The 25,331-nt window shown below is 71.7% G+C and carries 28 protein-coding genes; 12 read left to right on the top strand and 16 right to left on the bottom strand.

Going from position 1 to position 25,331, the window contains the following annotated elements:
- Positions 1–74: 74 nt before the first annotated feature.
- The 3 genes from ACFQGU_RS01685 to ACFQGU_RS01675 all read left to right on the top strand — a co-directional run bounded on the left by ACFQGU_RS01685 (position 75) and on the right by ACFQGU_RS01675 (position 4,003).
- On the top strand, positions 75–1,181 hold the full coding sequence (locus ACFQGU_RS01685; protein ID WP_386763615.1) for an ABC transporter ATP-binding protein: 1,107 nt from the start codon (positions 75–77) through the stop codon (positions 1,179–1,181).
- A gap of 149 nt (positions 1,182–1,330) precedes the next feature.
- On the top strand, positions 1,331–2,620 hold the full coding sequence (locus ACFQGU_RS01680; RefSeq protein WP_386763614.1) for a DUF4032 domain-containing protein: 1,290 nt from the start codon (positions 1,331–1,333) through the stop codon (positions 2,618–2,620).
- 144 nt (positions 2,621–2,764) lie between these two features.
- Positions 2,765–4,003 carry a cation:proton antiporter gene (locus ACFQGU_RS01675; RefSeq protein WP_386763613.1) on the top strand — a complete coding sequence of 413 codons (1,239 nt, stop codon included), beginning with the start codon at positions 2,765–2,767 and terminating at the stop codon, positions 4,001–4,003.
- Between the two features lie 15 nt (positions 4,004–4,018).
- On the opposite strand, the gene ACFQGU_RS01670 is transcribed toward ACFQGU_RS01675, so the two are convergent.
- The 8 genes from ACFQGU_RS01670 to ACFQGU_RS01635 all read right to left on the bottom strand — a co-directional run bounded on the left by ACFQGU_RS01670 (position 4,019) and on the right by ACFQGU_RS01635 (position 10,229).
- The gene (locus tag ACFQGU_RS01670) at positions 4,019–4,240 is read right to left on the bottom strand and encodes a hypothetical protein (RefSeq protein ID WP_386763612.1); all 222 of its coding nucleotides are present in this window, start codon (positions 4,238–4,240) and stop codon (positions 4,019–4,021) included.
- Positions 4,241–4,289: 49 nt separating this feature from the next.
- The gene (rlmB, locus tag ACFQGU_RS01665) at positions 4,290–5,294 is read right to left on the bottom strand and encodes a 23S rRNA (guanosine(2251)-2'-O)-methyltransferase RlmB (RefSeq protein ID WP_386763611.1); all 1,005 of its coding nucleotides are present in this window, start codon (positions 5,292–5,294) and stop codon (positions 4,290–4,292) included.
- A complete protein-coding gene (cysS, locus tag ACFQGU_RS01660) occupies positions 5,294–6,715 on the bottom strand; it encodes a cysteine--tRNA ligase (RefSeq protein ID WP_386763610.1) in 1,422 nt (473 codons plus the stop codon). The genes rlmB and cysS overlap by 1 nt, the downstream gene beginning before the upstream one ends.
- Positions 6,716–6,825: 110 nt before the next feature.
- Positions 6,826–7,221 carry a PPOX class F420-dependent oxidoreductase gene (locus ACFQGU_RS01655; RefSeq protein WP_386763609.1) on the bottom strand — a complete coding sequence of 132 codons (396 nt, stop codon included), beginning with the start codon at positions 7,219–7,221 and terminating at the stop codon, positions 6,826–6,828.
- A gap of 151 nt (positions 7,222–7,372) precedes the next feature.
- Complete coding sequence (gene ispF, locus ACFQGU_RS01650) at positions 7,373–7,855, bottom strand: 2-C-methyl-D-erythritol 2,4-cyclodiphosphate synthase (protein WP_386763608.1); 483 nt, start codon at positions 7,853–7,855, stop codon at positions 7,373–7,375.
- Positions 7,842–8,567 (bottom strand): 2-C-methyl-D-erythritol 4-phosphate cytidylyltransferase, encoded by a 726-nt coding sequence (gene ispD / locus ACFQGU_RS01645; protein WP_386763607.1) that lies wholly within the window; start codon positions 8,565–8,567, stop codon positions 7,842–7,844. Before ispD ends, ispF begins: the two co-directional genes overlap by 14 nt.
- Positions 8,564–9,670 carry a PIN/TRAM domain-containing protein gene (locus tag ACFQGU_RS01640; protein ID WP_386763606.1) on the bottom strand — a complete coding sequence of 369 codons (1,107 nt, stop codon included), beginning with the start codon at positions 9,668–9,670 and terminating at the stop codon, positions 8,564–8,566. Before ACFQGU_RS01640 ends, ispD begins: the two co-directional genes overlap by 4 nt.
- Positions 9,671–9,746: 76 nt before the next feature.
- A complete protein-coding gene (locus ACFQGU_RS01635; RefSeq protein ID WP_386763605.1) occupies positions 9,747–10,229 on the bottom strand; it encodes a CarD family transcriptional regulator in 483 nt (160 codons plus the stop codon).
- Between the two features lie 382 nt (positions 10,230–10,611).
- On the opposite strand from ACFQGU_RS01635, the gene ACFQGU_RS01630 reads away from it, so the two are divergent.
- Positions 10,612–11,133: a hypothetical protein gene (locus ACFQGU_RS01630; RefSeq protein ID WP_386763604.1), complete on the top strand. Its 522-nt coding sequence runs from the start codon at positions 10,612–10,614 to the stop codon at positions 11,131–11,133.
- Positions 11,134–11,218: 85 nt separating this feature from the next.
- Here ACFQGU_RS01630 and ACFQGU_RS01625 read toward each other — a convergent pair whose 3' ends face one another.
- Positions 11,219–11,899: a response regulator gene (locus tag ACFQGU_RS01625; protein ID WP_386763603.1), complete on the bottom strand. Its 681-nt coding sequence runs from the start codon at positions 11,897–11,899 to the stop codon at positions 11,219–11,221.
- A complete protein-coding gene (locus ACFQGU_RS01620; RefSeq protein ID WP_386763602.1) occupies positions 11,896–13,068 on the bottom strand; it encodes a sensor histidine kinase in 1,173 nt (390 codons plus the stop codon). The genes ACFQGU_RS01625 and ACFQGU_RS01620 overlap by 4 nt, the downstream gene beginning before the upstream one ends.
- Before the next feature lie 229 nt (positions 13,069–13,297).
- On the opposite strand from ACFQGU_RS01620, the gene phoU reads away from it, so the two are divergent.
- From phoU to ACFQGU_RS01585, 7 genes are all read left to right on the top strand, one after another.
- Positions 13,298–13,978, top strand: a complete 681-nt coding sequence (phoU, locus tag ACFQGU_RS01615; protein ID WP_386763601.1) for a phosphate signaling complex protein PhoU — start codon at positions 13,298–13,300, stop codon at positions 13,976–13,978.
- Between the two features lie 326 nt (positions 13,979–14,304).
- Positions 14,305–15,570: a D-inositol-3-phosphate glycosyltransferase gene (gene mshA, locus ACFQGU_RS01610; protein WP_386763944.1), complete on the top strand. Its 1,266-nt coding sequence runs from the start codon at positions 14,305–14,307 to the stop codon at positions 15,568–15,570.
- Entirely contained in the window at positions 15,567–16,067 is a 501-nt protein-coding gene (locus ACFQGU_RS01605; RefSeq protein WP_386763600.1) for a type III secretion system chaperone family protein, read from the top strand. Before mshA ends, ACFQGU_RS01605 begins: the two co-directional genes overlap by 4 nt.
- A 136-nt stretch (positions 16,068–16,203) precedes the next feature.
- On the top strand, positions 16,204–16,962 hold the full coding sequence (locus tag ACFQGU_RS01600) for a phosphoglyceromutase (RefSeq protein WP_386763599.1): 759 nt from the start codon (positions 16,204–16,206) through the stop codon (positions 16,960–16,962).
- Positions 16,963–17,077: 115 nt separating this feature from the next.
- Positions 17,078–18,346: a hypothetical protein gene (locus ACFQGU_RS01595; RefSeq protein ID WP_386763598.1), complete on the top strand. Its 1,269-nt coding sequence runs from the start codon at positions 17,078–17,080 to the stop codon at positions 18,344–18,346.
- A 42-nt stretch (positions 18,347–18,388) separates the two neighbouring features.
- Positions 18,389–19,105: an alanyl-tRNA editing protein gene (locus ACFQGU_RS01590; RefSeq protein WP_386763597.1), complete on the top strand. Its 717-nt coding sequence runs from the start codon at positions 18,389–18,391 to the stop codon at positions 19,103–19,105.
- 115 nt (positions 19,106–19,220) lie between these two features.
- Complete coding sequence (locus ACFQGU_RS01585) at positions 19,221–19,760, top strand: GNAT family N-acetyltransferase (protein WP_386763596.1); 540 nt, start codon at positions 19,221–19,223, stop codon at positions 19,758–19,760.
- Between the two features lie 95 nt (positions 19,761–19,855).
- Here ACFQGU_RS01585 and ACFQGU_RS01580 read toward each other — a convergent pair whose 3' ends face one another.
- The 3 genes from ACFQGU_RS01580 to ACFQGU_RS01570 all read right to left on the bottom strand — a co-directional run bounded on the left by ACFQGU_RS01580 (position 19,856) and on the right by ACFQGU_RS01570 (position 21,648).
- Positions 19,856–20,407 (bottom strand): O-acetyl-ADP-ribose deacetylase, encoded by a 552-nt coding sequence (locus ACFQGU_RS01580; protein WP_386763595.1) that lies wholly within the window; start codon positions 20,405–20,407, stop codon positions 19,856–19,858.
- Positions 20,408–20,531: 124 nt separating this feature from the next.
- Complete coding sequence (locus ACFQGU_RS01575) at positions 20,532–21,353, bottom strand: class I SAM-dependent methyltransferase (RefSeq protein WP_386763594.1); 822 nt, start codon at positions 21,351–21,353, stop codon at positions 20,532–20,534.
- A 10-nt stretch (positions 21,354–21,363) separates the two neighbouring features.
- The gene (locus ACFQGU_RS01570) at positions 21,364–21,648 is read right to left on the bottom strand and encodes a DUF2516 family protein (protein WP_386763593.1); all 285 of its coding nucleotides are present in this window, start codon (positions 21,646–21,648) and stop codon (positions 21,364–21,366) included.
- Positions 21,649–21,762: 114 nt separating this feature from the next.
- Between ACFQGU_RS01570 and ACFQGU_RS01565 the strand changes: the two genes are divergently transcribed.
- On the top strand, positions 21,763–22,617 hold the full coding sequence (locus tag ACFQGU_RS01565; RefSeq protein ID WP_386763592.1) for a dioxygenase family protein: 855 nt from the start codon (positions 21,763–21,765) through the stop codon (positions 22,615–22,617).
- Positions 22,618–22,811: 194 nt separating this feature from the next.
- Here the strand turns inward: ACFQGU_RS01565 and ACFQGU_RS01560 are convergent, their stop codons facing one another.
- The 3 genes from ACFQGU_RS01560 to ACFQGU_RS01550 all read right to left on the bottom strand — a co-directional run bounded on the left by ACFQGU_RS01560 (position 22,812) and on the right by ACFQGU_RS01550 (position 25,301).
- Positions 22,812–23,582, bottom strand: coding sequence for a hypothetical protein (locus tag ACFQGU_RS01560; RefSeq protein WP_386763591.1), 771 nt, complete (start codon positions 23,580–23,582; stop codon positions 22,812–22,814).
- A 13-nt stretch (positions 23,583–23,595) separates the two neighbouring features.
- The gene (locus ACFQGU_RS01555; protein WP_386763590.1) at positions 23,596–24,006 is read right to left on the bottom strand and encodes a helix-turn-helix domain-containing protein; all 411 of its coding nucleotides are present in this window, start codon (positions 24,004–24,006) and stop codon (positions 23,596–23,598) included.
- Positions 24,007–24,101: 95 nt separating this feature from the next.
- Positions 24,102–25,301: an APC family permease gene (locus ACFQGU_RS01550; RefSeq protein ID WP_386763589.1), complete on the bottom strand. Its 1,200-nt coding sequence runs from the start codon at positions 25,299–25,301 to the stop codon at positions 24,102–24,104.
- Positions 25,302–25,331: the final 30 nt, after the last annotated feature.

Here is a 25,331-nt window from a genome sequence, read left to right as displayed (position 1 = left end):
CCGGGCAGTAGTCCGGCGTCCTTCCACTACGGATCGTCCGGCACGTTCCTGCCGGTGAAGGGTTTGGCTCTGCTATGGCTACAGTCACGTTCGACAAGGCGTCCCGCATCTACCCGGGCTCCACCGTCCCGGCGGTCGACGCCCTCGACCTCGAGATCGCAGACGGCGAGTTCCTCGTCCTGGTCGGTCCCTCCGGGTGCGGCAAGTCCACCAGCCTGCGCATGCTCGCGGGCCTCGAGGACGTCGACAAGGGCGCCATCCGCATCGGTGACCGCGACGTCACGATGCTCCCGCCCAAGGATCGCGACATCGCGATGGTCTTCCAGAACTACGCGCTCTACCCGCACATGTCGGTCGCCGACAACATGGGCTTCGCCCTGAAGATCGCGGGCGTGAGCAAGGACGAGATCGCCACCCGCGTGGCCGAGGCCGCCAAGATCCTCGACCTCTCGCAGTACCTCGACCGCAAGCCGAAGGCGCTCTCGGGCGGTCAGCGCCAGCGCGTCGCGATGGGTCGCGCGATCGTCCGCAACCCGCAGGTCTTCCTCATGGACGAGCCGCTGTCGAACCTCGACGCCAAGCTCCGTGTGCAGACCCGTACGCAGATCGCGTCGCTGCAGCGCCGTCTCGGAGTCACCACCGTCTACGTCACCCACGACCAGGTCGAGGCCATGACGATGGGCGACCGCGTCGCGGTGCTCAAGGACGGCATCCTGCAGCAGTGCGCCTCGCCGCGTGAGCTGTACGACCACCCGAACAACGTGTTCGTCGCCGGCTTCATCGGCTCGCCCGCGATGAACCTGCTCACGGTCCCGCTGGCCGAGGGCGGCGCCACCGTCGGTGGCAAGGTGGGCTCTCCCAAGCTCATCCCGCTCGCGCCGGAGATCAGCCGCGCCGCTGCGGCCGGCTCGGGCGAGGTCACCATCGGCTTCCGTCCCGAGGACCTGCGCATGGTGTCCGCCGAGGAGGGCTGGCCGATCGAGGTCGACGTCGTCGAGAGCCTCGGCGCCGACGCCTACGTCTACGGCCACGTCTCGACGGCCGACGGCGCCAGCAAGGACATCATCGTCCGCACCGACGGCCGCGTGCCGCCGAGCAAGGGCGAGACCGTGCACGTGGCGATCAACTCCGACCACATGCACACGTTCCACGCCGTCTCGGGCGAGCGCCTCGGCGCCTGATCGAGCACCGGAGGGGGTGGCCGCGCACTCGCGCCGCCACCCCCTCCGCCTGTGCGATGAAGGGGGCCTTCGTTGCTCAGAGCGCAACATTCCTACCCATCACCGAGTCGCGCTGAAGGCCCCCTTCGTGCCACAGCGGGAGGAGCGGCATGGCGCTGCGAGTGACCGCTGCGGCGGGCGAGCACGACCTGCTGTTCCTGCCGTGGGAGGTGCCGCTCGAGGAGTGGCCTGAGTCGACGCTGGTGGCCCTGCCCCGCGGCATCTCGCGCCACATCGTCCGCTTCGTCAAGCTGGCCGGCGCGGTGTACGCCGTGAAGGAGACGGTCGAGCCGATCGCGCGGCACGAGTACGACCTGCTCTTCGAGCTCGGACGCCGCGACGTCCCGTGCGTCGACCCCGTCGGCATCGTCGCCGGCCGTACGACGCCCGAGGGCGAGGAGCTGCCCGCCGCGATCATCACGCGGCACCTGCAGTTCTCGCTCCCTTATCGCGCGCTGTTCTCCACGACGCTGCGGCCCGACACGATGCACCGGCTCATCGACGCCCTCGCCGTCCTCATCGTGCGTCTGCACCTCGTCGGCTTCGTGTGGCGCGACTGCTCGCTCTCGAACACCCTCTTCCGCCGCGACGCCGGCGCGTTCGCGGCGTACCTCGTCGACGCCGAGACCGGCGAGCTGCACGACAAGCTCTCGGACGGCCAGCGCGAGTATGACCTCCAGACCGCCGAGGTCAACGTGGCCGGCGAGCTGCTCGACGTCGAGGCCTCGGGCCGCCTGCACCCGAGCATCGACCCCATCGCGACCTCGCACATCGTGCGCCAGCGCTACGAGACGCTGTGGAAGGAGGTCACCGGCCCGGTGTCGATCAGCGTCGGAGACCGGCACGCCCTCGACGCACGGGTACGCCGCCTCAACGACCTCGGCTTCGACATCGCCGAGCTCTCGGTCGTGTCGGAGGAGGCCGGCGACTGCGTGCGCGTCACGCCCAAGGTCGTCGACGTCGGCCACCATTCGCGGCGCCTGCTGCGCCTCACCGGCCTCGACGTCGAGGAGAACCAGGCGCGCCGCCTCCTCAACGACCTCGACACCTACCGCGTCGAGGAGGCGCTCACGGACGAGTCCGAGGAGCTCGTCGCGCACCGCTGGGTGGCCGAGCGGTTCGAGCCCGTGACGGGCGTCGTGCCGGCGGACCTGCGCGGCAAGCTCGAGCCGGCCGAGATCTACCACGAGGTCCTCGAGCACCGGTGGTTCATGGGCGAGCGGCTGAAGCGCGACGTCACGATCTGGGAGGCCGCGGCCGACTACGTGGCCACCGTCCTCGTCGACAAGCCCGATGAGAAAGCCGTGCTCGGCCAGCGGCTCGGCACACCGAGCGACACGATGGGTGTGCGCTTCGAGGAGACGACCGAGATGGATCTCAGCGAGCTCGACCTGCCCTGAGGCCGCAATCCCCTGGCGCGTAACCGTTTCAACCGGTGCGCGCTTCGGATTGCAGCTCCCTCCGGATCGCCGACCGGCGTACACGGGGTCCGCGACGTCCCCTAGCCTCGACCCCGACAGCACCCGCTCCGTCGGAGGGACGCCGTGGACGCGCACAGCCTGACCGCCTTGCTCGCCACCAGCGAGACCCTCGAGCGTGAGCTCGTGTCACTGCTCATCATCGGCCTGGTCGCGGCCAGCGTGCCGCTCGTGGTGGGCCTGCTCCGCCTGCGCGTCGCCGAGGTGGTGCTGCTGCTCGGCTTCGGCATCCTGCTCGGCCCCAACGTCCTCGGCCTCATCGAGATCGACGAGAGCGTCCAGCTCATGAACGAGCTCGGCCTCGGACTCCTCTTCTTCCTCGCCGGCTACGAGCTCGAGCAGTCGACCATCCGCGGCCGCTCCGGCCGGCTCGCCGCGAGCGGGTGGGTCGTGTCGCTGGTCATCGCGCTCGTCGTGGTGTGGGGCCTGTGGGAGCTCGGGGTCGTCAACGACCTCGTCGGCATCGCCATCGCGCTCACCACCACGGCGATGGGCACGCTGCTGCCGGTCGTGCGCGACCGCGGGCAGCTCTCGACTCCGTTCGGCCAGTTCTTCATGGGCGGCGGTGCGGCAGGCGAGTTCGGACCGATCCTCGCCATCGCGCTGCTGCTCGGCTCGAAGTCGATGTGGATCACGATCCTCGTGCTCGCGGTGTTCGCGGTGCTCGCCTACCTCGTCTGGCGTGCTCCGGGGCACCTGATGTCCACCCGCGTACGCGAGCTCATGGACCGCAGCCACCACACGAGCTCGCAGACCGCCGTCCGCTGGACCGTCGTCCTCCTGCTCTTCCTCCTGACCATCGCCGCGTCGTTCGGCTTCGACGCCGTTCTCGGCGCCTTCGTCGCCGGCGTGATCCTGCGCCGCTACTCGCCGCCTGACGCCGGGAACCGGCTCCTGCCCAAGGTCGAGGCGATCGGCTTCGGCTTCTTCATCCCTCTGTTCTTCATCGTCAGCGGCGCCAACCTCGACATCGCCTCGATCGCGAAGAACCCCTTGCGGCTCCTGCTCTTCTTCGCGCTGCTGCTGCTGGTGCGCGGCCTCCCGCAGTACGTCCTCTACCGGTACGCGCTGCCCGACACCCGCGAGCGCTGGCAGTTCTCGCTGTACATCGCCACGGGCCTCCCGCTGCTCGTCGCCATCACCACGATCCAGGTGGGCGCGGGCGTCATGCTGCCCGAGAACGCCGCCGCACTCGTCGGCGCCGGTGCGCTGTCGGTGCTCGTCTTCCCGCTCCTCGGCGACCGCATCAACCCTCGACGCGAGACGGCCGCGCAAGACGAGGTGGAGGCGGAGCCAGCCCGCTGACCGGCCCGGCGGGCGTCAGCCCCTCGTCCGGCTGCTCGGGTGGGCGCGCCGAGACCGCGCGGTCGAGACCAGCTCGTCAAGAGCGGCCGAGAGCGACTCGTCGAGCCGGGCCTGCAGCGCCTCGGTCGGCCAGCCCTTGAACGTCGCGACGTCGAGCCGGTGCACCAGGCACTCCCAGTCGGAGCACCCGGGCGCGTACTCGCTGTACCCGCACGACGCATGCTCGACCCTGCCCATGGGCCGAGTATGCGCCTGCCCACGACGGGAAGCGCGGTGATGCGCAGGGTCAGCGGGCGTTGCGGCGCGCGTGGCTGACGGCGTACAGCGTCACGCTGGCAGCGACGCCTGCGTTGAGCGACTCCGTCGTGCTCGTCATGGGGATGCCGACGATGAGGTCGCACGCCTCGGAGACCAGGCGCGACAGGCCCTCGCCCTCGCTGCCGACGACCACCACGATCGGGCCCGTCGACAGGTCCGTGTCGAGGTCGTCGAGCGAGGTCTCGCCCGCGGCGAGGCCGATGATGAAGCAGCCCGCCTCGGCGTACGCCTTGAGCGCGCGCGTCAGGTTGGTCGCACGGGCCACCGGCACGCGCGCGGCCGCGCCGGCCGAGGTCTTCCAGGCCGACGCCGTCATCCCGGCGGCGCGCCGCTCGGGCACCAGCACGCCGTGCGCGCCGAACGCCGCCGCGGAGCGCACGACGGCGCCGAGGTTGCGCGGGTCGGTGATGCCGTCGAGCGCGACGATGAGCGCGGGCTCACCGGCGGCCGCGGCGCGGTCGAGCAGGTCCGAGGCCTCGGCGTACTTGTACGGCGGCACCTCGAGCACGAGGCCCTGGTGCACCGCGCCGGCCGTCATCTTGTCGAGATGCGACCGCTGGGCCTCGAGCATCGGCAGGTGGAGCTCGGCCGCGAGCGTGAACGCCTCACGCACCCGGTCGTCGCTCTCGAGGAACTGCTGCACGTAGAGCGCCTTGCCGGGCACGGCCGCACGCAGCGCCTCGAGCACGGAGTTGCGGCCGAAGACCATCTCGACGCCGTCCTTGCTCGCGCGGACGGACGTGCCGCCGCGAGCGCCGGAGCGGGGAGCCGGAGCCTTCTTCGCCTCGGCCTCGGCCTTCTTCTCCACCGCCCGGGTACGCCGTGCAGCAGGGTGCTTGGTGCGCTCGGTCGCCTTGGGCGTCGGGCCCTTCGGCTCGAGGCCGCGACGGCGCTGGCCGCCGCTGCCGACGACCTGCCCCTTCTTGGTGCCCTCCTTGCGCATCGCACCCTTGCGCTGGCTGTTGCCGGCCATCAGTCGACCTTCCCGTCGGCGAGCGACCAGCGGGATCCGCCGGCGGTGTCGTCCACGACGATCCCTGCGCTCTTCAGCTGGTCCCGGATCGCGTCGGCCGCGGCCCAGTCCTTGTTCTCGCGCGCGGCTGCGCGCGACTCGAGCAGGCCGACCACGAGGTGGTCGACCGCGGCGCGCAGCCTTTCGTCGTCGCCGGAGCCACCCTCGTTCCACGGAGCAGCGAACGGGTTCACGCCGAGCACGTCGAGCATCGCGACCACCGAGACGAGCGTGACGCGCACGGCCTCGAGGTCTCCGGACGCGAGCGCGCCGTTGCCCTCGCGCACGGTGTCGTGCAGCACGGCCAAGGCCTGCGGAACGCCGAGGTCGTCGTCCATCGCGGCGTCGAACGCTGCCGCGCGCGCCGAGCCGTCCACGTCCACGGTCGCGATGCCGAGCGCGTCGGCCGCCCTCTCGACGAAGCCCTCGAGCCGACGGAAGCCGACGGCGTTCTCCTCGAGCGCCTCGAACGAGAACTCGATCATCGAGCGGTAGTGCGCCGAGACGAGGTAGTAGCGCAGCTCGATCGGTCGCACGCGGTTCACGACCTCCTTGACCAGCAAGGAGTTGCCGAGCGACTTGCTCATCTTCTCGCCGCTCGTGGTGACCCACGCGTTGTGGAGCCAGTACTGAGCGAACGAGTGGCCGAGCGCCTGGGACTGCGCGATCTCGTTCTCGTGGTGCGGGAAGATCAGGTCGAGCCCGCCGCCGTGGATGTCGAACGCGTCGCCGAGGTACTTGCCCGCCATGGCCGAGCACTCCAGGTGCCAACCAGGCCGACCCCGGCCCCAGGGGGTGGCCCAGGAGGGCTCGCCCTCCTTCGCCGACTTCCACAGCGCGAAGTCGCGCGGGTCGCGCTTGCGCGAGTCGCCGGCGGAGTCGCCGGCGGCCTGCATCTCGTCCGGGCGCTGGCCCGAGAGGGCGCCGTACTCCGGGAACGAGCGCACGTCGAAGTAGACGTCCGACCCGGTGGCGTAGGCGTGCCCGGAGGCGATCAGCGCCTCCATGAGCTCGATCATCTCCGGCACGTGGCCGGTGGCCCGGGGCTCGATGGTCGGCCTCGTGCAGCCGAGGACGTCGTACGCCCAGCCGAACTCGCGCTCGAACTCGGTCGCGACCGCCCACCAGGGCCGGCCCTCCGCCTCGCCCTTGGCGATGATCTTGTCGTCGATGTCCGTGACGTTGCGGCAGAAGGTGACCTCGTAGCCGCTCGCGCGCAGCCACCGGCTCAGGACGTCGAAGTTGATGCCCGACCGGATGTGCCCGACGTGCGGCGCCGCCTGCACGGTCGCGCCGCAGAGGTACAGCGACGCCCGGCCCGGCTCGAGCGGGACGAAGTCGCGGACCGCCCTCGTGGCGGTGTCGTGCAGGCGCAGGGTCACGGGCGCAAGCCTAACGGCGCCAGCCGGTCACCCCTGACCGCTGAGACTGATCGTCCCCTCGCTCGTGGTCCCGGGAGACGGCGGGCTCGATCCGTGTCAGCGCGCGGGGCTCAGTAGTGGACGACCTTGTCCGGGGTGATCCGCACGACCACGCGGATGTTGTCGGTGCCGTCGTCGCCGGGGTAGCGGTCGATGCCGCGGTACTTGTGCGAGTGCTCGTCGATGAGCTCGCGCCCGCCCTCGCGGGTCATGCTCGCCGTGCCGCGGATCTCGACGTAGGTGTACGGCGAGTCCTTCGGCGACAGCAGCACGGTGCACCGCGGGTCGGCCGTGAGGTTGCGGTGCTTGCGGCGTCCCTCGACGGTGGAGACGAGGATGTCGTCACCGTCGCGGCTGACCCAGACCACCGAGAGCTGAGGGCGGCCGTCGGGCTCGATCGTGGCGATGGTCGCGAACTCCGCGGAGTCGAACCACGCCTTCTCAACGTCCGTGAGTGTCGTCGGCATGCGATCCATCCTCAATCACCTGTTCCGGTCACGCACAGACTTGCCCCGATATCCGGCGGGCACACCTGACGACGGGCGTGTGAAGCGTCACGCAGCGTGGCGGGAACACGCCGATCCGCACGGATAGGCGGTGCTCGGTGACTCTCCGGGGTCAGGCGCGGACGACGAGCGCGGTGGCGATCGCGGCGAGGCCCTCGCCCCGGCCGGTGAGGCCGAGACCGTCGGTGGTCGTCGCCGACACCGAGACCGGCGCCCCGACGACCTCGGTCAGGGCGGCCTCGGCGGCCAGCCGACGAGGGCCGACCTTCGGGCGGTTGCCGATGATCTGGACGCTCACGTTGCCGACCGCCCAGCCGGCCTCGGCCAGGAGCCGCACGGTCTCGGTGAGCAGCGCGGCTCCCGAGGCCCCGGCGAGCTCGGGACGGTCGGTGCCGAAGACCGAGCCGAGGTCGCCGATGCCCGCGGCGGCGAGCAGGGCGTCGCAGATCGCGTGCGCCGCGACGTCGCCGTCCGAGTGGCCGGCGACGCCGGTCTCCCCCGGCCAGTCGAGGCAGGCGAGCCAGAGCTCGCGCCCGTCCTCGAACGGATGCACGTCGACCCCGGTGCCCACGCGCGGCAGGTCAGCTGACGACACCGGCAGCCCTCCGTCGGGCGAGGACTGCCTCGGCGAGGACGAGGTCGATCGGACGGGTGACCTTGAAGGCCTCCTCGTCGCCGGGCACCACCAGCACCTCGACGCCGAGGGCCTCCACGAGGCCCGCGTCGTCGGTGGCGGGGGCATCCGGGTCGGACGCCGCGTGCGCGGAGGTCAGGACAGTGCGGCGGAAGCCCTGCGGCGTCTGGATCGCGCGGAGCGCTCCGCGGTCGAGGGTGGCCACCACGCCGCCGTCGGCGTCCACCGCCTTGATGGTGTCGGCCACGGGGATACCGGGCACGACGGCGTCCGCCCCGGCCCGCACGGCGGCGGAGACGGCGTCGATCAGGGTCGAGGGCACGAGCGGGCGGGCGGCGTCGTGGACGAGGACGACGTCGACCTCGGCGGGCAGCGACACGAGCGCGCGGGCGACCGAGTCCTGCCGCGTCTCGCCGCCCGAGACCACCATCGACGGCGCGACACCGGGAGAGGCGTCGAGGAGGTTGTGCTCGGCGAGGAGCGCGACGACGTCGCCGACGCCGTCCTCAGGTGCGGCGACGACGACGAGGTCGACAGATCGGGCTGTGGCGAGCGCACGGACGGCGTGCACGAGCATGGGGACGCCTCCGAGGAGGCGCAGCGCCTTGGGCGCTCCAGGCCCGAGCCGCTCCCCTCGTCCCGCTGCTGGGACGACTGCTGCCGTCAGCGTCACCGGGCGGCGCCGTTGGTCACGGTCGGCTTGGCGAACACGAGGCGGCCGTTGGCCGTCGTGAGCACGCTGGTCACCATCACGCGCACATCCTGGCCCACGCGGTCCCGTGCGTGCTCGGTGACCACCATCGTGCCGTCGTCGAGGTAGCCCACGGCCTGGCCCTGCTCCTTGCCCGCCTTGAGCAGGTGGAGGTCGACCTCGTCCCCGACGACGACCAGCGGGCGCAGCGCGAGCGCCAGCCCGTGCAGGTTGAGCACGCGGACGCCGGCGATCGCGGCGGCCTTGGCGAGGTTGGTGTCGAAGGTGAGCAGCGCGCAGTTGCGGTCGATCGACATCCGCACGAGCTTGGCGTCCACGTCGGTCACGGAGATGGCCTCGTCGGGGATGGTCTGCAGGTCGACCCCCTGCTCGTGGCGGAGGGCCTCGAAGACGTCGAGGCCGCGGCGGCCCTTGGCCCGGCGGTGCTCGTCGCCGGAGTCGGCCATCGACTGCAGCTCGTCCAGAACCGGCTGCGGCACCAGGAAGCGACCGTGCAGGAAGCCCGAGCGGACGACGTCCAGCACCCGGCCGTCGATCGCCACCGAGGTGTCCACGAGACGGGGCAGCGTGACCGAGGGCGCCTTGACGGCCGCGAGGCCGCCACGCCCCCCGACCGCCTGCATGACGGCGTCCCGGCGGGCCCGGCCGACGCGGAAGCCGAACAGGCTGACGCATGCGACGACGAAGACGAAGACGGGCACCACGATGAGCGGCGGCCCGATGAGGAAGAGCGGCCAGGTGACGACGGCGCCGAACACCGCGCCCACCATGGCGCCGAACGAGCCCGCGACGGCCTGCTCCGGGGAGAGGCCGTCGAGCACGCGCTCGCCGCGGTCGAGCGTGCGGACGGTGAGCCGGGCGACGACGCCACCGAGGACGTAGCCGAGCATGGCGCCGACGATCGCGCCGAGCCACAGCCCGGAGAACGGGCCGAGGACCTCGCCCGAGGGCTCAGCGCCCATCCGATCGGCGATCTCGTAGCCGACACCGGCGCCGAACACCACGACGGTGAGACGCAGTGCCTCGACCATCACGCTGGGCACGCGCGAGAGCTTGAGGGCCATGCTGCCGATTCCTCCTCACGAGGACTGGGCAGTGGTGCTGCTGACGCCGTTGCCGACGCCGACGCGGGCGCGCCGGTCAGGAGGCGAGAACCTCGTCGAGGATCGCCTCTGCCTTGTCCTCGTTTGTGTTCTCGGCAAGTGCGAGCTCCGACACAAGGATCTGACGCGCCTTTGCGAGCATTCTCTTCTCGCCGGCGGAGAGGCCACGCTCACGCTCACGGCGCCAGAGGTCGCGCACGACCTCGGCCACCTTGATGACGTCGCCGCTCGCGAGCTTCTCGAGGTTCGCCTTGTAGCGGCGCGACCAGTTGGTCGGCTCCTCGGTGTACGGCTGGCGCAGCACGTCGAAGACGCGATCGAGGCCCTCCTGGTTCACCACGTCGCGCACGCCGACGAGGTCGACGTTGTCGGCGGGGACCCGGACGGTCAGGTCACCCTGCGCGACACGCAGGACGAGATAGTCCCTCTCGACCCCCTTGATCACCCGCTTCTCAACAGCCTCAATGAGTGCTGCACCGTGATGCGGGTAGACAACCGTGTCACCGACCGTGAACGTCATAGGTGGGGCTCCCCTTTCCAGGTACCGACGAGTTTACCACGCTCCCAGAGCCGCTCGGAGGGCGTTGTCGCAGGTCAGAGGCCTGATCGGGGCTTGACAAACGGCGGCGGACGCGCTTGTCCCCGGCGGTCGCGGGCATGGAGCACGCGGTCACGGGGCGTCGCGCCAGGGTAGGCGCGGGGTCCGACGTCGGGCCCGGGCCGGGAGCGGCACCGCCCGGAGGGGTCGGCCGGACGGCCCCTCCGGGCGGCTGGGGGGCCGCGCGCCCCCGGGGGTACGCGTCGCGCGGCGCTGCTCCGTCGCAGGTCACGCCCGGTGGGAGGGCGGTGATGCCCTAGGCTGGCGACCGCCCGATCCGACCGGTACCGCTAGGAGCGATCCCGTGCCAGCCACCCGCCGTACGCGCCACGTCGTCGCCGCCTCGGCGCTCACCCTGGCGCTGGTCTCGAGCCTCACCGGCTGCTCCACCGGCTTCAGCGCCGCCACCGGGCTCCAGGCAGCATCGGGCAACGGCGCCAACACCAACCTCGGCGATCTCCAGATCCGCGACATCACCATCGTCAAGGTGGACGGCTCGCCCCAGGGCACCCTGATCGGCACGATCGTCAACCGGGGCACCGAGGACGACGCCCTCACCGGCGTCACGCTCGTCGAGCCGACGGGCAAGGCCACGATCGGCGGTACGGCCGCCGTCGCCGGCACCCTGCCGCTCAAGACGAGCACCTACACGCGCATCGGCTACAACGCCGAGGACCACGTCGACATCACGGGTCTCGAGGCCTCGCCCACGCAGTACGTGACGGTGGAGCTCCAGTTCCAGCGGGCCGGGACCGTCCGGATGGACGTCATGGCGGTACCGCCGACCGGCATCTACGAGGGCATCGCCCCCCTCGGCCTCAGCTGAGGCACCTCGCCGTACGACGACGGCCCCCCGGAGCGATCCGGGGGGCCGTCGTCGTTCGTCGGGAGCACGGTCGGGTGCGGTCAGGTCACGGCTCGAACTTGTAGCCCAGGCCGCGCACGGTGACCAGGTGGCGCGGGGCGGCCGGGTCCGTCTCGATCTTCGCGCGGAGGCGCTTGACGTGGACATCGAGGGTCTTCCCGTCGCCGACGTAGTCAGAGCCCCAGACGCGGTCGATGAGCATGCCGCGGGTGAGCACGCGTCCGGCGTTGCGCAGGAGCACCTCGAGCAGCTCGAACTCCTTGAGCGGCAGCGTCACTCCATCGCCGCCCACCGTGACCACGTGGCGGTCGACGTCCATCCGCACGGGCCCGGCCTCGAGCGTCGGGGGCACGAGCTCCTCGGGCTCGGACGCGCGTCGCAGGACGGCGCGGATGCGCGCCACGAGCTCGCGCGAGGAGAACGGCTTGGTCACGTAGTCGTCTGCTCCGAGCTCGAGGCCGACGACCTTGTCGACCTCGCCGTCCTTGGCCGTGACCATGATGATCGGCACGCTCGAGCGCTGGCGCAGCGCGCGGCACACCTCGGTGCCGGACATGCCGGGCAGCATGAGGTCGAGCAGCACGAGGTCGGCCCCGTTCTGGTCGAACTGGGCGACGGCATCGGTGCCCGTCGCCGCGATGCCGACCTCGAAGCCCTCCTTGCGCAGCATGAAGGACAGGGCGTCCGAGAAGGACTCCTCGTCCTCCACGACGAGAACACGGGTCACTGGGGGGTGTCTCCTTCGGTGGTGCCGGCGGGTGCCAGCGGAAGCCTGAGGGTGAACGTCGAGCCCTCGCCCTCGACGGACCAGACGGTGCACTCGCCGCCGTGGTTGACGCAGACGTGCTTGACGATGGCAAGGCCGAGGCCGGTGCCGCCGGTGATGCGCGACCGTGCCGGGTCGACGCGGTAGAAGCGCTCGAAGATCCGGGCCTGCTCGCCCTCGGGGATGCCGATCCCCTGGTCGGTCACGCCGATCTCGACGGCCTGGTCGCCGCGGCGCGCCGCGACGACCACCCGGGTGCCCGTCGGCGAGTAGGCGATGGCGTTCGTGAGCAGGTTGCGCAGCGCCATGACGAGCTGGGCCTCGCTGCCGAGGACCACCGCACCCACCGGGCTCCCGATCACCACCTCGATGTCGCGGGAACCGGCCAGCAGCTTCGTGGCGTCGACGGCCTCGGCCACGACGCGGTCGACCTCGACCGGCTCGGCCTGGGCCACCTCGGCGCCCTGCAGCCGGGAGAGGTCGACGAGGTCGTTCATGAGGTTGGTGAGCCGTCTCGACTCGACCTGCATGCGGGCGGAGAAGCGCTGCACGGCCTCGGGGTCGTCGCTCGCGCTCTGCACAGCCTCGGCGAGGAGCGACAGCGCGCCCACAGGGGTCTTCAGCTCGTGCGACACGTTGGCCACGAAGTCGCGGCGGACGGCGTCGAGACGCAGGGCCTCCGACAGGTCCTCGACGATCACGAGGGCTGCGGTCGGTGACAGCGTCGCTACCCGGACGCGGGCATGGATGACGCCCTTGCCCAGCGGCGGGCGCCGGAGCTCGAGGTCCTCCTCGCGGATGACGCCGTCCCGGCGCACCGCGGCGACGAGCGCGCGGATCTCGGGGATGTCCAGGCGCCGGCCCTGCACGACGCCGAGCGCCGCGCTCTGGGTGGACGCGCGCAGGACGCCGTCGTCAGCACCCACGACGAATGCCGCACCGGGCAGCACCGCAAGCAGCCGCCCGAGGCCTTCGGGGACGTTCGGCGAGGGGACGTCGTCCCGCTCCAGGGCCAGCCGCGCGGTGTCCGCGTGAGGCCCGGCCCGGCGTCGGAGGACGACGTAGGTGGCCAGGACGCCGACGGCGAACGCCGCAACGGAGGCCACGATGAGGCCCAGGGCGCCGTCCACAACGACCACGATAGGGCCGAGCGGGAGTGCGAACGAACGGCGAACGGCCTGCAGTGCAAGACTTCGCCCCGTGTTCACTCTCGACACCCGATGTTCATCTGGCGGTCGGGGTTCGTTCACTCTGAGGCACCGGCTGGTACCCAGCCGGGCCTAGGCTCATGGCCGATCGGGAAGCCGGCTCCCTCCGGCTCCGCAGACCGGCCCCAGTGGCGCGAGGCGAGGACCAGCGATGCGCGAGACCTACCACTCCCAGCTCGACCAGGTGAGCGACGAGCTCGTCGAGATGACGCGGCTCGTCGGCTCGGCCATGAACCGCGCCACGCAATCCCTGCTCGATGCCGACCTCGCCCTGGCCGAGAGCGTCATCGCGGGCGACGAGGCCATCGACGCGATCGCCTCCAAGGTCGAGGCCGACTGCTTCCAGGTGTCGGCCCGTCAGCAGCCGGTGGCGACCGACCTGCGCATCATCGTCGCGGCCCTGCGCATCTCCGCCTCGCTCGAGCGCATGGGCGACCTCGCCGAGCACATCGCCAAGGCCGCCCGCATGCGCTACCCCTCGTCGGCCGTCCCCGTGCAGCTGCGGCCGACCTTCCAGGCCATGGGTGCGGTGGCGCAGAACGTCGTCGCCAAGACCGGCTCGGTCATCGCCACGAAGGACGTCTCGCTCGCCGCGGACATCGCCCGCACGGACGAGGAGATGGACCGCCTGCACAAGGAGCTCTTCTCCACGGTCCTCGCGCCCTCCTGGGACTTCGGGGTCGAGGCAGCCGTCGACGTGACCCTGCTGTCGCGGTACTACGAGCGGTTCGCCGACCACGCCGTCACCATCGCCAAGCGGGTCGTCTACGTCGCGACCGGTGAGCCGTACGCCACCGTCGACCCCGAGGCGATCGTCGAGAACCTCTCCTGACCTCGCCTCACGGCACCTCGTGCCCCGGGACGCCGAGCGGCGTCCCGGGGCACGTCCGTTCCGGCGACCTCGGCGTGCACACGGCGTACAGCGAGGTGAGCGCGCGGTGACCGCGCGCTGAGCGGAGATGAAGAATTGCTGACGTCCCGAGACCTCCCTCTGCACATCGGGGCGGAATGCGGGAGACTTCGTTGCCGTTCGAGCAGGGTGGGCCATCCCCCGGCCGGCGTGACGACGAGGAGGTGCGTGGCGTGGCGGTCCTTCCGCTCGAGCCCGAATCCCGTCGTCTGCGCGCCGCGCGGCCGGCGTCGCGCGGCCCCCGTCCGATGCCCCGCCGCGTCGCGGTCCTCTCTGTGCACACCTCTCCCCTCGACCAGCCGGGCACGGGCGACGCCGGTGGCATGAACGTCTACGTCACCGAGGTCGCGACGCGCCTCGCACGCAGCGGTGTCGAGGTGGACGTCTTCACCCGCGCCACCTCGCGCGACCTCCCCGGCTCGGTCGAGATGGCCCCCGGCGTGACCGTCCGCCACGTCACCGCCGGACCGTTCCAGGGCCTCTCCAAGGAGGACCTGCCGGGCCAGCTGTGCGCGGTGGCCAACGGGGTCCTGCGCGTGGAGGCCATGCAGCCCGAGGGCTACTACGACCTCGTGCAGTCCCACTACTGGCTGTCGGGCCAGGTGGGCTTCCTGGCCGCCGAGCGCTGGAACGTGCCGCTCGTGCACGCGATGCACACGATGGCCAAGGTCAAGAACCTCACCCTCGCCGAGGGCGACCGCCCCGAGCCCGAGGGTCGCATCATCGGCGAGCAGCAGGTGGTCGACGCCTCCGACCGCATCCTCGCCAACACCGCGGCCGAGGCCGACCAGCTCGTCGAGCTGTACGGCGCGCACCCGTCCAAGGTCGCGGTCGTGCACCCGGGCGTCGACCTCGACGTCTTCACGCCCGTGGGCCGCTCGCACGCCCGCGCGAAGGTGGGGCTGCGCGAGGACGCCGTCGTGCTGCTGTTCGTCGGCCGCATCCAGCCGCTCAAGGCCCCCGACGTCCTCGTGCGCGCCGTGGCCGCGATGGTCGCCCGTACGCCGTCGCTCCGCTCGACACTGCAGGTCGTCATCTGCGGCGGCCCGTCGGGCTCGGGCCTCGAGCACCCGCATGCCCTGCAGGAGCTCGCCGGCTCGCTGGGGGTCGCCGACCTCGTGCGGTTCGTGCCTCCGGTCGACCGCGTGCGCCTCGCCGACTGGTACCGCGCAGCGGACCTCTGCGTGGTGCCGTCGTACTCGGAGTCGTTCGGGCTCGTGGCCGTGGAGGCTCAGGCCTGCGGCACTCCCGTGGTCGCCGCCCGGGTCGGAGGTCTGCCGACCGCGGTGGCCGACGGCGTCAGCGGCGTGCTCGTCGACGGGCACGACCCGGACGTGTGGGCCGCCGCGCTCTGCCGTGCCGTGGCCGATCCCGTGGCTCTGCAGCGGATGTCGCAGGCCGCCGTGGGCCACGCCGCGAGCTTCGGCTGGGACGCCACCACCGCCGCCACCCTCGAGGTCTACCGCGACGCCCTCGCCGGACGCAGCGCCCGCCTCGTCGTCGCCGGCACATGACCCCGGTGGCCCGCGAGGACGCCGCCTCCGTCCTGCGCACGGTCCTCGCCGCGCATGAGCTCGAGGTCGAGGAGACCGCGCCGGGCACCTTCGTCGTGGTCCTGCCGGGCGAGCGCAAGCAGAAGACCACCTGCTCGCTCGTCGTCGGCGAGCACGCGCTCACCGTGCAGGCGTTCGTGGCACGGCACGTCGACGAGAACGCCGAGGCCGTCTACCGCTGGCTGCTCGAGCGCAACCTGAAGATGTACGGCGTCGCGTTCGCCGTCGACCACCTCGGCGACATCTACCTCTCGGGCCGCCTGCCGCTCGGGTCGGTCACGCCCGACGAGGTCGACCGCATCCTCGGCTCGGTGCTCGAGTACGCCGACGGCTCGTTCAACACGATCCTCGAGCTCGGGTTCGCGAGCGCCATCAAGCGCGAGCACGCCTGGCGCGTCAGCCGCGGCGAGTCCACGGCCAACCTCGCCGCCTTCACCCGCCTCACCGACCCCGACTGACGCTTCTGCACCCCTAGGGTCGATCACGGCAGTTCGACTGCACCCGAAGACCCCTACTCGTGATCTTGGTCGCGTCACGGCCCCGATCCCCGACCAGCCTCCCGTCACGGCGACAGGCTGCGGCAGGATGGACGCCATGAGCGACGCGCCGTACACCCTGGTCCTGCTCCGCCACGGCGAGAGCGAGTGGAACGCCAAGAACCTCTTCACCGGATGGGTCGACGTCGACCTCAACGAGAAGGGCGTCGGCGAGGCCGAGCGAGGCGGCGTCCTGCTCAAGGAGAGCGGCATCCTGCCGGACGTCGTGCACACGAGCCTCCTGCGCCGCGCGATCCGCACGAGCCAGATCGCGCTCGACGGCTGCGACCGCCACTGGATCCCGGTCGTCCGCAACTGGCGGCTCAACGAGCGCCACTACGGCGCCCTGCAGGGCAAGGACAAGAAGGCCACCCTCGCGGCGTACGGCGAGGAGCAGTTCATGCTCTGGCGCCGGTCGTACGACGTCCCGCCGCCGGCGATCGAGCCCGACGACGAGTTCGCGCAGACGCACGACCCCCGCTACGCCTGGATGCCGCCGGAGGTGCTGCCGGCGACCGAGTGCCTCAAGGACGTCGTCCACCGCCTCCTGCCGTACTGGGAGGACGTCATCGTCGCCGACCTGCGCGCCGGCAAGACCGTCCTCGTCGCCGCGCACGGCAACTCGCTGCGCGCCCTCGTGAAGCACCTCGACGGCATCTCCGACGCCGACATCGCGGGCCTCAACATCCCCACCGGCATCCCGCTGGTCTACCGCCTCGACGCCGACCTGAAGCCGATCGTGCCCGGCGGCGAGTACCTCGACCCCGAGGCGGCGAAGGTCGCCGCGGCCGCGGTCGCCAACCAGGGCAAGAAGTAGCGCATCGACGTACGCCCGCTCGACGAAGGCCCGCGTCCGCTCCGCGGAACGCGGGCCTTCGTCGTGACGTCCGATACCTGGTGACCTGCCACGGCACGAGGGCGGACGGGCACGCATGAGCCCGCTGCCGAGTGCCAGGGTGGAGGCTCCTGGACCGATCGGAGTGGTCGTCATGCGCCGTCTGCCGTTCGCACTCGTCCCGGCGCTCCTCGCCGGGTTGCTCGTCGTCGTGGCACCGCCGGCCCAGGCGGACACCACCGTGGTGTCCGACGCCGGGCTCCCGGCCGGCTGGTCGTTCACCAGCACGCGCAGGGACGGTAAGCCCGCAGACGCGTCGTACGCCCATGTGGAGGGACCGGCGTCGGTGCCCACCGGCCTCGGCAGCCTCGCGATGACCTCCGGCGTCCACACGTTCACGATGCAGCTGCTGATGGGCCTGGGTGCGGCCCTCCCCGCGGCGACGCTCTCCACCTACGAGATCACCTACCGCTCGACCGCGCCGCTCTCGCTCGACCTCGGCTTCTACACGCCGACCTTCGAGGGCCAGGCCGTCGTCGACCTGCCGGCGACCGCCACGTGGACGACGGTCGACCTGCTCGACCAGCCGATCCATCAGCTCGTCGATCCGAAGCAGAGCGAGGCGCCCGGCAGCCCGTTCACGTGGGCGGCGCTCAAGGCCGCCTTCCCGGGGGCAACCATCGATTCCCTCGGGCTCCTCGTGATGCCCAACCTGACCGTGCAGACGACGTACGTCGACGCCGTCCGGTACGGCACCGCCGGCGACGTGACCACCATCGACCTCGACACCGACCCCATCCCCGTGATCACCTCCAGCACAGCCACCGTGTCGCTCAAGGCGGGCGCGTCGACGCCGCTCTCGGGACGGGTGCAGCGGCCCTCGGGCGACCCCGTCGCCTCGCTGCCGGTGGAGCTCTGGACCAAGGTCTGGGGCACCGGCACCTGGGTGAAGGCGCGGACCGTGACGACGGGTGCGGAGGGCCGGTTCACCACGACGTTCACGCCGGTCAGGCAGACGTACGTGCGGTGGCGCGTGGACGAGCCCGGCTACGCCGCGGCGGTGTCGGCCACCCGACGCGTCGACGTGACGGCGAGGATCTGGGCGACGCCGTCCGACACCACGATCGCGGGGTCCGAGCCGGTGCGGGTCTTCGGCAAGGTCGCGCCGTCGCTCGCAGGGACGACCGTCACGCTGCGGCGGGTCGGGTCCGCCACCCCGCTCGGGACGGCGCGGGTCGCCGCGGACTCGACCTACGGCATCCGCGGCAGCCTCCCGCGAGGGACCTGGACGGTGTACGTGACGTCGCCGACCGGTGGCGGCGTGGGCGGCGGTAGGTCGGCCGGCCTCCGCATCGTCGTCTCCTGAGTTCCTGGGGTCGTCGCCGGCGATGGGCGGCAGGATGTCGGGATGACCGAGCGCCTCGAGCTGTCCGACGCCACCCTGCGCGAGTGGGACGCGATCGTCCTGGAGTCGGACCGCGAGACGGGGATCGTGCTCGACCGCAGCGCGTTCTACCCCGGCGGCGGCGGTCAGCCTCCGGACCACGGCGTGCTGCTGTGGGGCGGCGTGCAGACACGCATCGTGGGTGCGCTGAAGGGTGACGACGTACGCCTGGTCGCGCACGACGACGACCCGCTGCCGCCGGTGGGCACGGCCGTGCGCGGGGCAATCGAGGACGACCGGCGTACGGCGCTGATGCGCACCCACTCCGGCCTGCACCTGCTGTCGGGCGTGGTGTTCCGTGACTTCGGCGCCCTCGTGACCGGCGGCAACATGGAGCCGCTCGAGGCGCGCCTCGACTTCAACCTCGAGAGCGTGCCGGAGGGGTTCCGTGACGCCGTGGAGGCTGCGTGCAACGTCGAGGTCGATGCCGACCGTGCGATCTCGGCGTACGAGCTGCCGCGCGACGAGGCCTTCGCGATCCCGGACATCATCCGGACGGCGACCAACCTGCTGCCGCCGACGATCGAGATCGTGCGGATCGTGGACATCTCAGGTCTCGACGTGCAGGCGGACGGCGGCACGCACGTGGCCTCGACGCGCCAGATCGGCGCGATGCGCGTGACGAAGATCGAGAACAAGGGCAAGGGCTTCCGCCGCATCCGCATCGCCCTCGCCCCCTGACTTTGGCGCCCTTAGGGTCGATCACGGCAGTTCAACTGCACTCGATGACCCGTACTCGCGATCATGGACGCCAAACGCGCTCGACGTGGGGCGGCGTACGGCGCAGGATCGGCCCATGCCCGTGACGCCGCTGCGCACCGAACGGCTCCTGCTCCGCGCGTGGGAGGACTCCGATGCCGACGCAGTGCTCGACATCTACTCGCGCGAGGACGTCTACCGCTGGCTGGGCAACCCGCCGACGCCGTGCCCCGACCTCGACGCCGCCCGCGCGCGCATCGCTCGCTGGAACGCCCTCTCGACGTCGGCGCGCGAAGGTCTCTGGGCCGTAGAGACGCCGGGGATCTCGGGGATCTCGCCGCAGCCGTGCGGCACGGCGCTGCTCGTGCCGCTCACGACGTCGTCCGGCGAGAAGTCCGACACGCGTGAGATCGGCTGGCACTTCCACCCGGACGCGTGGGGCTTCGGGATCGCGACCGAGTCGGCCCGCGCCCTCATCGGCCAGGCGCGCGCGAACGGTCTCGGCGAGGTGCACGCCGTCGTCTACCCGGACAACGTGCGGTCGCTCGCGGTCTGCGACCGCCTCGGCATGACGCGCCTCGGCGTCACCGACCAGTGGTACGGCGTCGAGCTCGTCGACCACGTCCTCGCGCTCTGACCCGCGGCGGGCCCTCGGATCAAGATCGCGAGTACGGGTCATCGAGTGCAGTTGAACTGCCCTGATCGACCCCAGGGGTCTGAGGAGCGAGCGGGTCAGCCCTTGGGGGCGTCGCCGGCGAGATCGGCGACGGCGGTGCGGAACTCGGCATCGACGTCGGCAGCGAAGAGCACGAAGCGGATCACGTCGAACGCATCAGGGTGCTGGCGCGCATAGGCACGCACCGCGCGCACGGCGACGGGCGCAGCCTCGGCAGCGGGGTAGCCGAAGATGCCGCAGGAGATGGCGGGGAACGCGATCGTGCGTGCGCCGAGCCCGTGCGCCACCTCGAGCGAACGCCGGTGGCACGACGTCAGCAGCGTCTCCTCGTGCCCGTGCGGCTCGCGGTAGCGCGGCCCCACGGTGTGCACGACCCAGCGCGCCGACAGGCGGCCCGCGGTCGTCGCGACGGCTTCGCCGACGGGCAGGCCGTCGGGCCACGTCGTACGGCGTACCTCCTCGCACGCGCGCAGGATCTCGTCGCCGCCGCGCGAGTGGATCGCCCCGTCGACGCCTCCACCGCCGAGCAGCGACCAGTTCGCCGCATTCACGATCACGTCGACGTGCTGCTCGGTGAGGTCACCGCGTTCGGTCTCGATGAGCGTCATCGTCGTACCTCCTGCCCGCCATCCTGGACCTGCGCACCGCGCGATGGGCGATGGAGGCGCGTCGGCCGCCGACCAAGATCACGAGTACGGGTCACGGGGCGCAGTTCAACTGCCGTGCTCGACCCTAGGGGTGCGACAACGCAGCGGGGGCGACGTACGACCAGGGGACGGCGATCTCGCCGAGGCGCCAGCGCGACGGGCCGTCGAGGACAGGTACGCCGGTGACGCGCAGCGACCGCACCGCGGCGATCCAGCGCTGGCGCACGCCGAACGAGCCCTGCGGCGCCGCGGCCGCCCAGGCGCGGTCGAGCTGCTGCAGGAACGCGTGCACAGGCTCGCCCGGCACGTTGCGGTGGATGAGCGCCTTGGGCAGCCGCTCGGCGAGGTCCGAGGGCCGCTCGAGCCCGGCGAGCCGGGTGGAGAGGGTGAGCGACTCCGGCACGCTCGACCCCGCGCGCAGGACGACCCACCACGCGTGCCGGCCGAGCTCGTCGCAGGTGCCCTCGACCAGCGCGCCGCCGGCGGAGAGGCGCGAGGTCATCGCCTGCCAGGCACCGGGCACCTCGGCCTCGTCGTACTGGCGCAGCACGTTGAAGGCGCGGACCACCACGGGAGACCGTCCGTCGAGCGGCACCTCGAACCCGCCGCGGCGGAACGAGAGCGTGCCGTCGGCGTACGGCGCAGCCGCGGCGACGCGAGCAGGGTCGATCTCGATGCCGACCACCTCGACGTCGGGCCGCACCGCCCGCAGCCGGTCACGCAGGTCGAGCGGGGTCCACGCGGCGGCGCCGTAGCCGAGATCGACGACGACGGGGTCGGACGCCGCCCGCAGCGGCGCGGCCAGCGCGTGCGCGATCCAGCGGTCGACGCGGCGCAGCCGGTTCGGATGGGTGGTGCCCCGGGTGATCGCGCCCAGCGGCCGCACCGCCGGGCGACGACGCGTCATGCCCGTGCGGTCAGTACCGCGGGCCGCGCGAGACCTCGGCGACCTTCGGTCGCACATCGACGATGTAGACGATCGCGGCGACCACCGCCGGCACCCCGAAGAACGAGATGACTCCGAAGAAGACCAGGACGAGGATCGCCACGCCGAGGATCAGGAGCCAGAACTGCTTGGTCTGACGATCGGCGGCGGCGAAGGCGTCGGGCTTGCGAAGCGCGGCGTCGACCAGCCCCCAGATGGCCAGCGCGATGCACGCGAGCGACAGGATCTGGGTGAGCCCGAAGGCCGCGGTCAGCACTGCGCCAGCATAAGCAGCGGACGGCGGCCCCACGACCGGGCTCAGGAATATTAGTTGACGCTTCAATCTTAAGTGGGACAGACTCACCGCAGACCCCACCCGAGGAGCACCCCCATGGCACGCGCAGCAGCGGCGTTCGACGCCTTCGAGCCGGCGGCACTCGCCGCGAGCGCCGAGCAGGTCGTCTGGCAGCCCGGAGACGCCGCCCTCCCGTCGATCTACCTCAGCCACGGCGCCCCGCCGCTGTTCGACGACGCCGGCTGGATGGACGAGCTGTTCGCCTGGTCGACGTCGATGCCCAAGCCGACGGGCATCGTGATCGTGAGCGCCCACTGGGAGACGGCCCCGATCACCATCACCACGCCCGACCCGTCGACGCGCCTGGTCTACGACTTCGGCGGCTTCGACCCGCGCTACTACTCGATGGAGTACGCGACGCCGGACTCCTCGACCCTCGGCGCCGACGTCGCCAAGCGGCTGTCCGGCATCGGCGAGGTCGTCAACCGTCCGCGGGGCCTCGACCATGGCGCCTGGGTGCCGCTGAAGGTGATGTACCCGCTGGCCGACGTACCGGTGGTGCAGCTCAGCCTGCCGACCGACCGCGCCGACATCCTGCTGCGGATGGGCGCCCGCCTTCGCGACCTGCGCGAGCAGGGCGTGCTCGTGATCGGCTCGGGCTTCATGACCCACGGCCTGCCGTTCATCACGCCGGCCATGATCGAGGGCAAGGTGCCGGGCTGGTCGCGCGACTTCGACGCCTGGGCCTGGGGCGCGATCGCCGCCGGCGACGTCGACGCCCTCGCCGGCTTCCGCCAGTCGGCGCCGGGGCTGCCGTACGCGCACCCGACGGTCGAGCACTTCATACCGCTGTTCGTCACGCTGGGTGCCGCCACGGATCTCAGCTCAGCGCGCACCGTCATCGAGGGCCAGATGATGGGACTCTCCCGCCGCAGCCTCGAGCTCGTCTGAGGTCGGATCCGCCGACCCTCTCCTGTGGACAACGACGTCCGTGAAGGCCGAGTGTGTTGCGCTCTGAGCAACGAAGGCCCCCCTCATCGCCCACCGCCGCTCCGGCGTCGGGATCGGACGTGACACGAGCCCCCCGCAGGATCACTGCGAGGGGCTCGTGAGTTCGTGCTGCTGCCGGATCGGCAGCGGGTGGGTCAGAGACCGGCGACCTTGCGGACGCGGGCCACGACCTCGTCGGCGCGCAGCTTCAGCTCGTCGGTGCCGTGCTTGACCGTGTCGGTCGCGAAGGCGGCGCGGGCGTCGGCACGGGCGCGGAGGTCGACGACCACGCGCTCGGCCGCGTTCACGGCGTCCTCGGCGGAGTTCTGCACGGTGGCGACGTACGGCTTCACGGCCTCCTCGGCGGTCTTGGCAGCCTTGGCGGCCTTCACCGTGAGGACCGAGACGTACGGGCCGACGGCGTCCTCGACCTTGGTCGAGACCTCGGTGGCGTACGGCGCGACGACCTTCTCGGCGGCCTTGTAGCCCTCGGTGACCTTCTCGGTCACGTCGGCGACGTAGGGCTCGACGGTCTTGGCGGCGACGGCGATCTGGCCCTCGACGCGGCTCTTGACCTCGACGACCTCGGGGCGCTCGAGGAGCGAGCGGACCTTGGCGACCTGGGCCTCGAAGATCTTCGCGGCCTCGTCCATCGCGGTGTGGTGCTCGGGCTTCGGGGCGACCTTCTCGGTCACGGCCTCGGCGGCGACGACGACCTTCTTCTTCGCGGTCGTGGCCTTCTTCGCAGCGGTCTTCTTCGCAGCCGTGGTCTTGGTCGCCGCGGTCTTCTTGGCGGCGGTGGTCTTCTTCGCAGCCGTCTTCTTGGCGGCCGTGGTCTTCTTCACAGCCGTCTTCTTCGCAGCGGCGGTGGTCTCGACGACGGCCTCGACGACCTCGTCGACCTGGGGGGTGATGTTTTCAGTCATGTCGTTTCTTCCTTCAGCTGGTCGTGACGTCGGCGGGGATGGTGCCGGCATCGTCGGGGCTCGGGGTGGTGGCCTCACGGATCACGGCGTTCTCCTTCTGGAAGGCGGCGTAGATCTCGAGAAGGACCTGGCGCTGACGCTCGGAGAGCGTCTCGTCCGTGCTGATCGCCTCGGTGACGGCAGCGTCGCCGTCGCGGGCCTCGAGCAGCCCCGCCTTGACGTACAACGTCTCGGCGGAGATGCGCAGGGCCCCCGCGATCTGCCCGAGGATCTCGGCACTGGGCTTCTTCAGCCCTCGCTCCACCTGGGAGAGGTAGGGGTTGGAGACCCCGGCGCTCTTCGCCAGCTGTCGCAGCGAGACCTCGGCAGACGTGCGCTGCTCGCGGATGTACTCCCCGAGGCTGCGGACGTCGATGGTGGCCATGACTTAACCATGCACCCTGGGTGCTTGCTATAGCAAGCGGGGAGCAAGCATTCTGAGGGTGTGCTCCCTCACAGGACGGTGCGTGAGTGCTTGCTCTACCCAGTGTTACTGACCAGTAGCAGCAGGCTCAGAGCCACGGCCGCACATCCGGCGAGGCCCGCCAGCGGGACGATGCGCGGGGGCCGGCCCTCCTCGGTGCCGAGCCGCAGCGCGGCCAGGTGGGCCACCCCGTAGTAGGTGAGGATCGAGACCGCCGACAGCGCCAGGGCGGCGCCGATCCCGCCGACCAGCACGACGACCGCGGCCCCGACCGCGGCCACGATCTGGGCCCGGTGCGGTACGCCGTGCCGGGAGACCGCGGCAAGCGCCGCGGGGGCGTCTGCGCCCCGGCCCATCGCGAACAGCGTGCGACCCACGCCTGCCAGCAGGGAGAGCAGGGCGCCGCCGGCGGCCAGGACCGCGGCAAGGCGAACCGCAGGGGTGAGCAGTCCGCCCCCGGCTAAGCGGGCGAGCGTCTCGAGGGGCGCGGCGGTCCACTCCTGCACCGGCAGGGCCGCCAGGAGCGTGAGCAGCGCGACGGCGACGAGCACGTAGACCGACACGACGACGGCGAAGGAGATGGCCATCGCCCTCGGCAGGGTGCGCCGCGGCTCGCGCACCTCCTCGCCCAGGGTCGCGATACGCGCATACCCGGCGAAGGCGACGAAGAGAAGGCCGGCGGCACCGAGCACGCCGCCGGCGCCGCTCCCGGGAACGCCGGGGGCGATGGAGGACGACGCGAGCGACGCGCGACCCACCTGGGCCGCGAGCGACAGCCACAGCAGCACCGCGATGACGACACCCGAGACGACCGCCGAGACCGCGGCCGTCTTCGTGACACCGCGCAGGTCGAGCAGCAGGACGAGCGCGATCGCCGCGACCCCGAGAGGTCGCTGGTACGCGGGGGCGACGTACGCGCCGATGGTCAACGCGGCCGCTCCCGCCGACGCGATCTTCCCGACGACGAAGGCCCAGCCGGCGAGGACGCCGGCCGCACGGCCGAGCCGGGCGCGACCGTAGGCGTACGCACCACCGGACTCGGAGTGCACGCGGGCCAGCGCGGCGGTGGACCACGCGTTGAGGCCGGCCACCAGGGCCGCGATGCCGAGGGAGACCAGCAGCAGGGGGCCGGCCAGCCGGTACGCCGGTGTCCACGCGGCGAACACACCGGTGCCGAGCATCGCGCCGAGGCCGATCGCGACCGCGCCGCCCAGCCCGAGCCTGCGTTCGAGCCGAGGCACGGAGTCCGACGTCACGCGTTCATCGTGCCAGCGCGAGGTGGCCGC

The organism is Longivirga aurantiaca (assembly GCF_042660085.1).
GTDB lineage: Bacteria > Actinomycetota > Actinomycetes > S36-B12 > CAIYMF01 > Longivirga > Longivirga aurantiaca.
Note: the sequence above shows the minus strand (reverse complement) of the source record. Positions and strands in the feature narration are given on the sequence as shown.

Bases quoted from the DNA above. Each gene is read 5' to 3' on its own strand.
- ACFQGU_RS01590 (WP_386763597.1), top strand. From the start codon at position 18,389: ATGACCGAGCGCCTCGAGCTGTCCGACGCCACCCTGCGCGAGTGGGAC.
- ACFQGU_RS01575 (WP_386763594.1), bottom strand. From the start codon at position 21,353: ATGACGCGTCGTCGCCCGGCGGTGCGGCCGCTGGGCGCGATCACCCGG.
- ACFQGU_RS01685 (WP_386763615.1), top strand. From the start codon at position 75: ATGGCTACAGTCACGTTCGACAAGGCGTCCCGCATCTACCCGGGCTCC.
- ACFQGU_RS01595 (WP_386763598.1), top strand. From the start codon at position 17,078: ATGAGCCCGCTGCCGAGTGCCAGGGTGGAGGCTCCTGGACCGATCGGA.
- phoU (WP_386763601.1), top strand. From the start codon at position 13,298: ATGCGCGAGACCTACCACTCCCAGCTCGACCAGGTGAGCGACGAGCTC.
- ACFQGU_RS01585 (WP_386763596.1), top strand. From the start codon at position 19,221: ATGCCCGTGACGCCGCTGCGCACCGAACGGCTCCTGCTCCGCGCGTGG.
- ACFQGU_RS01680 (WP_386763614.1), top strand. From the start codon at position 1,331: ATGGCGCTGCGAGTGACCGCTGCGGCGGGCGAGCACGACCTGCTGTTC.
- ACFQGU_RS01670 (WP_386763612.1), bottom strand. From the start codon at position 4,240: ATGGGCAGGGTCGAGCATGCGTCGTGCGGGTACAGCGAGTACGCGCCC.
- ACFQGU_RS01655 (WP_386763609.1), bottom strand. From the start codon at position 7,221: ATGCCGACGACACTCACGGACGTTGAGAAGGCGTGGTTCGACTCCGCG.
- ACFQGU_RS01580 (WP_386763595.1), bottom strand. From the start codon at position 20,407: ATGACGCTCATCGAGACCGAACGCGGTGACCTCACCGAGCAGCACGTC.
- ACFQGU_RS01640 (WP_386763606.1), bottom strand. From the start codon at position 9,670: ATGGCCCTCAAGCTCTCGCGCGTGCCCAGCGTGATGGTCGAGGCACTG.
- ACFQGU_RS01560 (WP_386763591.1), bottom strand. From the start codon at position 23,582: ATGACTGAAAACATCACCCCCCAGGTCGACGAGGTCGTCGAGGCCGTC.
- ACFQGU_RS01605 (WP_386763600.1), top strand. From the start codon at position 15,567: ATGACCCCGGTGGCCCGCGAGGACGCCGCCTCCGTCCTGCGCACGGTC.
- ACFQGU_RS01600 (WP_386763599.1), top strand. From the start codon at position 16,204: ATGAGCGACGCGCCGTACACCCTGGTCCTGCTCCGCCACGGCGAGAGC.
- mshA (WP_386763944.1), top strand. From the start codon at position 14,305: ATGCCCCGCCGCGTCGCGGTCCTCTCTGTGCACACCTCTCCCCTCGAC.
- rlmB (WP_386763611.1), bottom strand. From the start codon at position 5,294: ATGGCCGGCAACAGCCAGCGCAAGGGTGCGATGCGCAAGGAGGGCACC.
- ACFQGU_RS01635 (WP_386763605.1), bottom strand. From the start codon at position 10,229: ATGACGTTCACGGTCGGTGACACGGTTGTCTACCCGCATCACGGTGCA.
- ACFQGU_RS01565 (WP_386763592.1), top strand. From the start codon at position 21,763: ATGGCACGCGCAGCAGCGGCGTTCGACGCCTTCGAGCCGGCGGCACTC.
- ACFQGU_RS01555 (WP_386763590.1), bottom strand. From the start codon at position 24,006: ATGGCCACCATCGACGTCCGCAGCCTCGGGGAGTACATCCGCGAGCAG.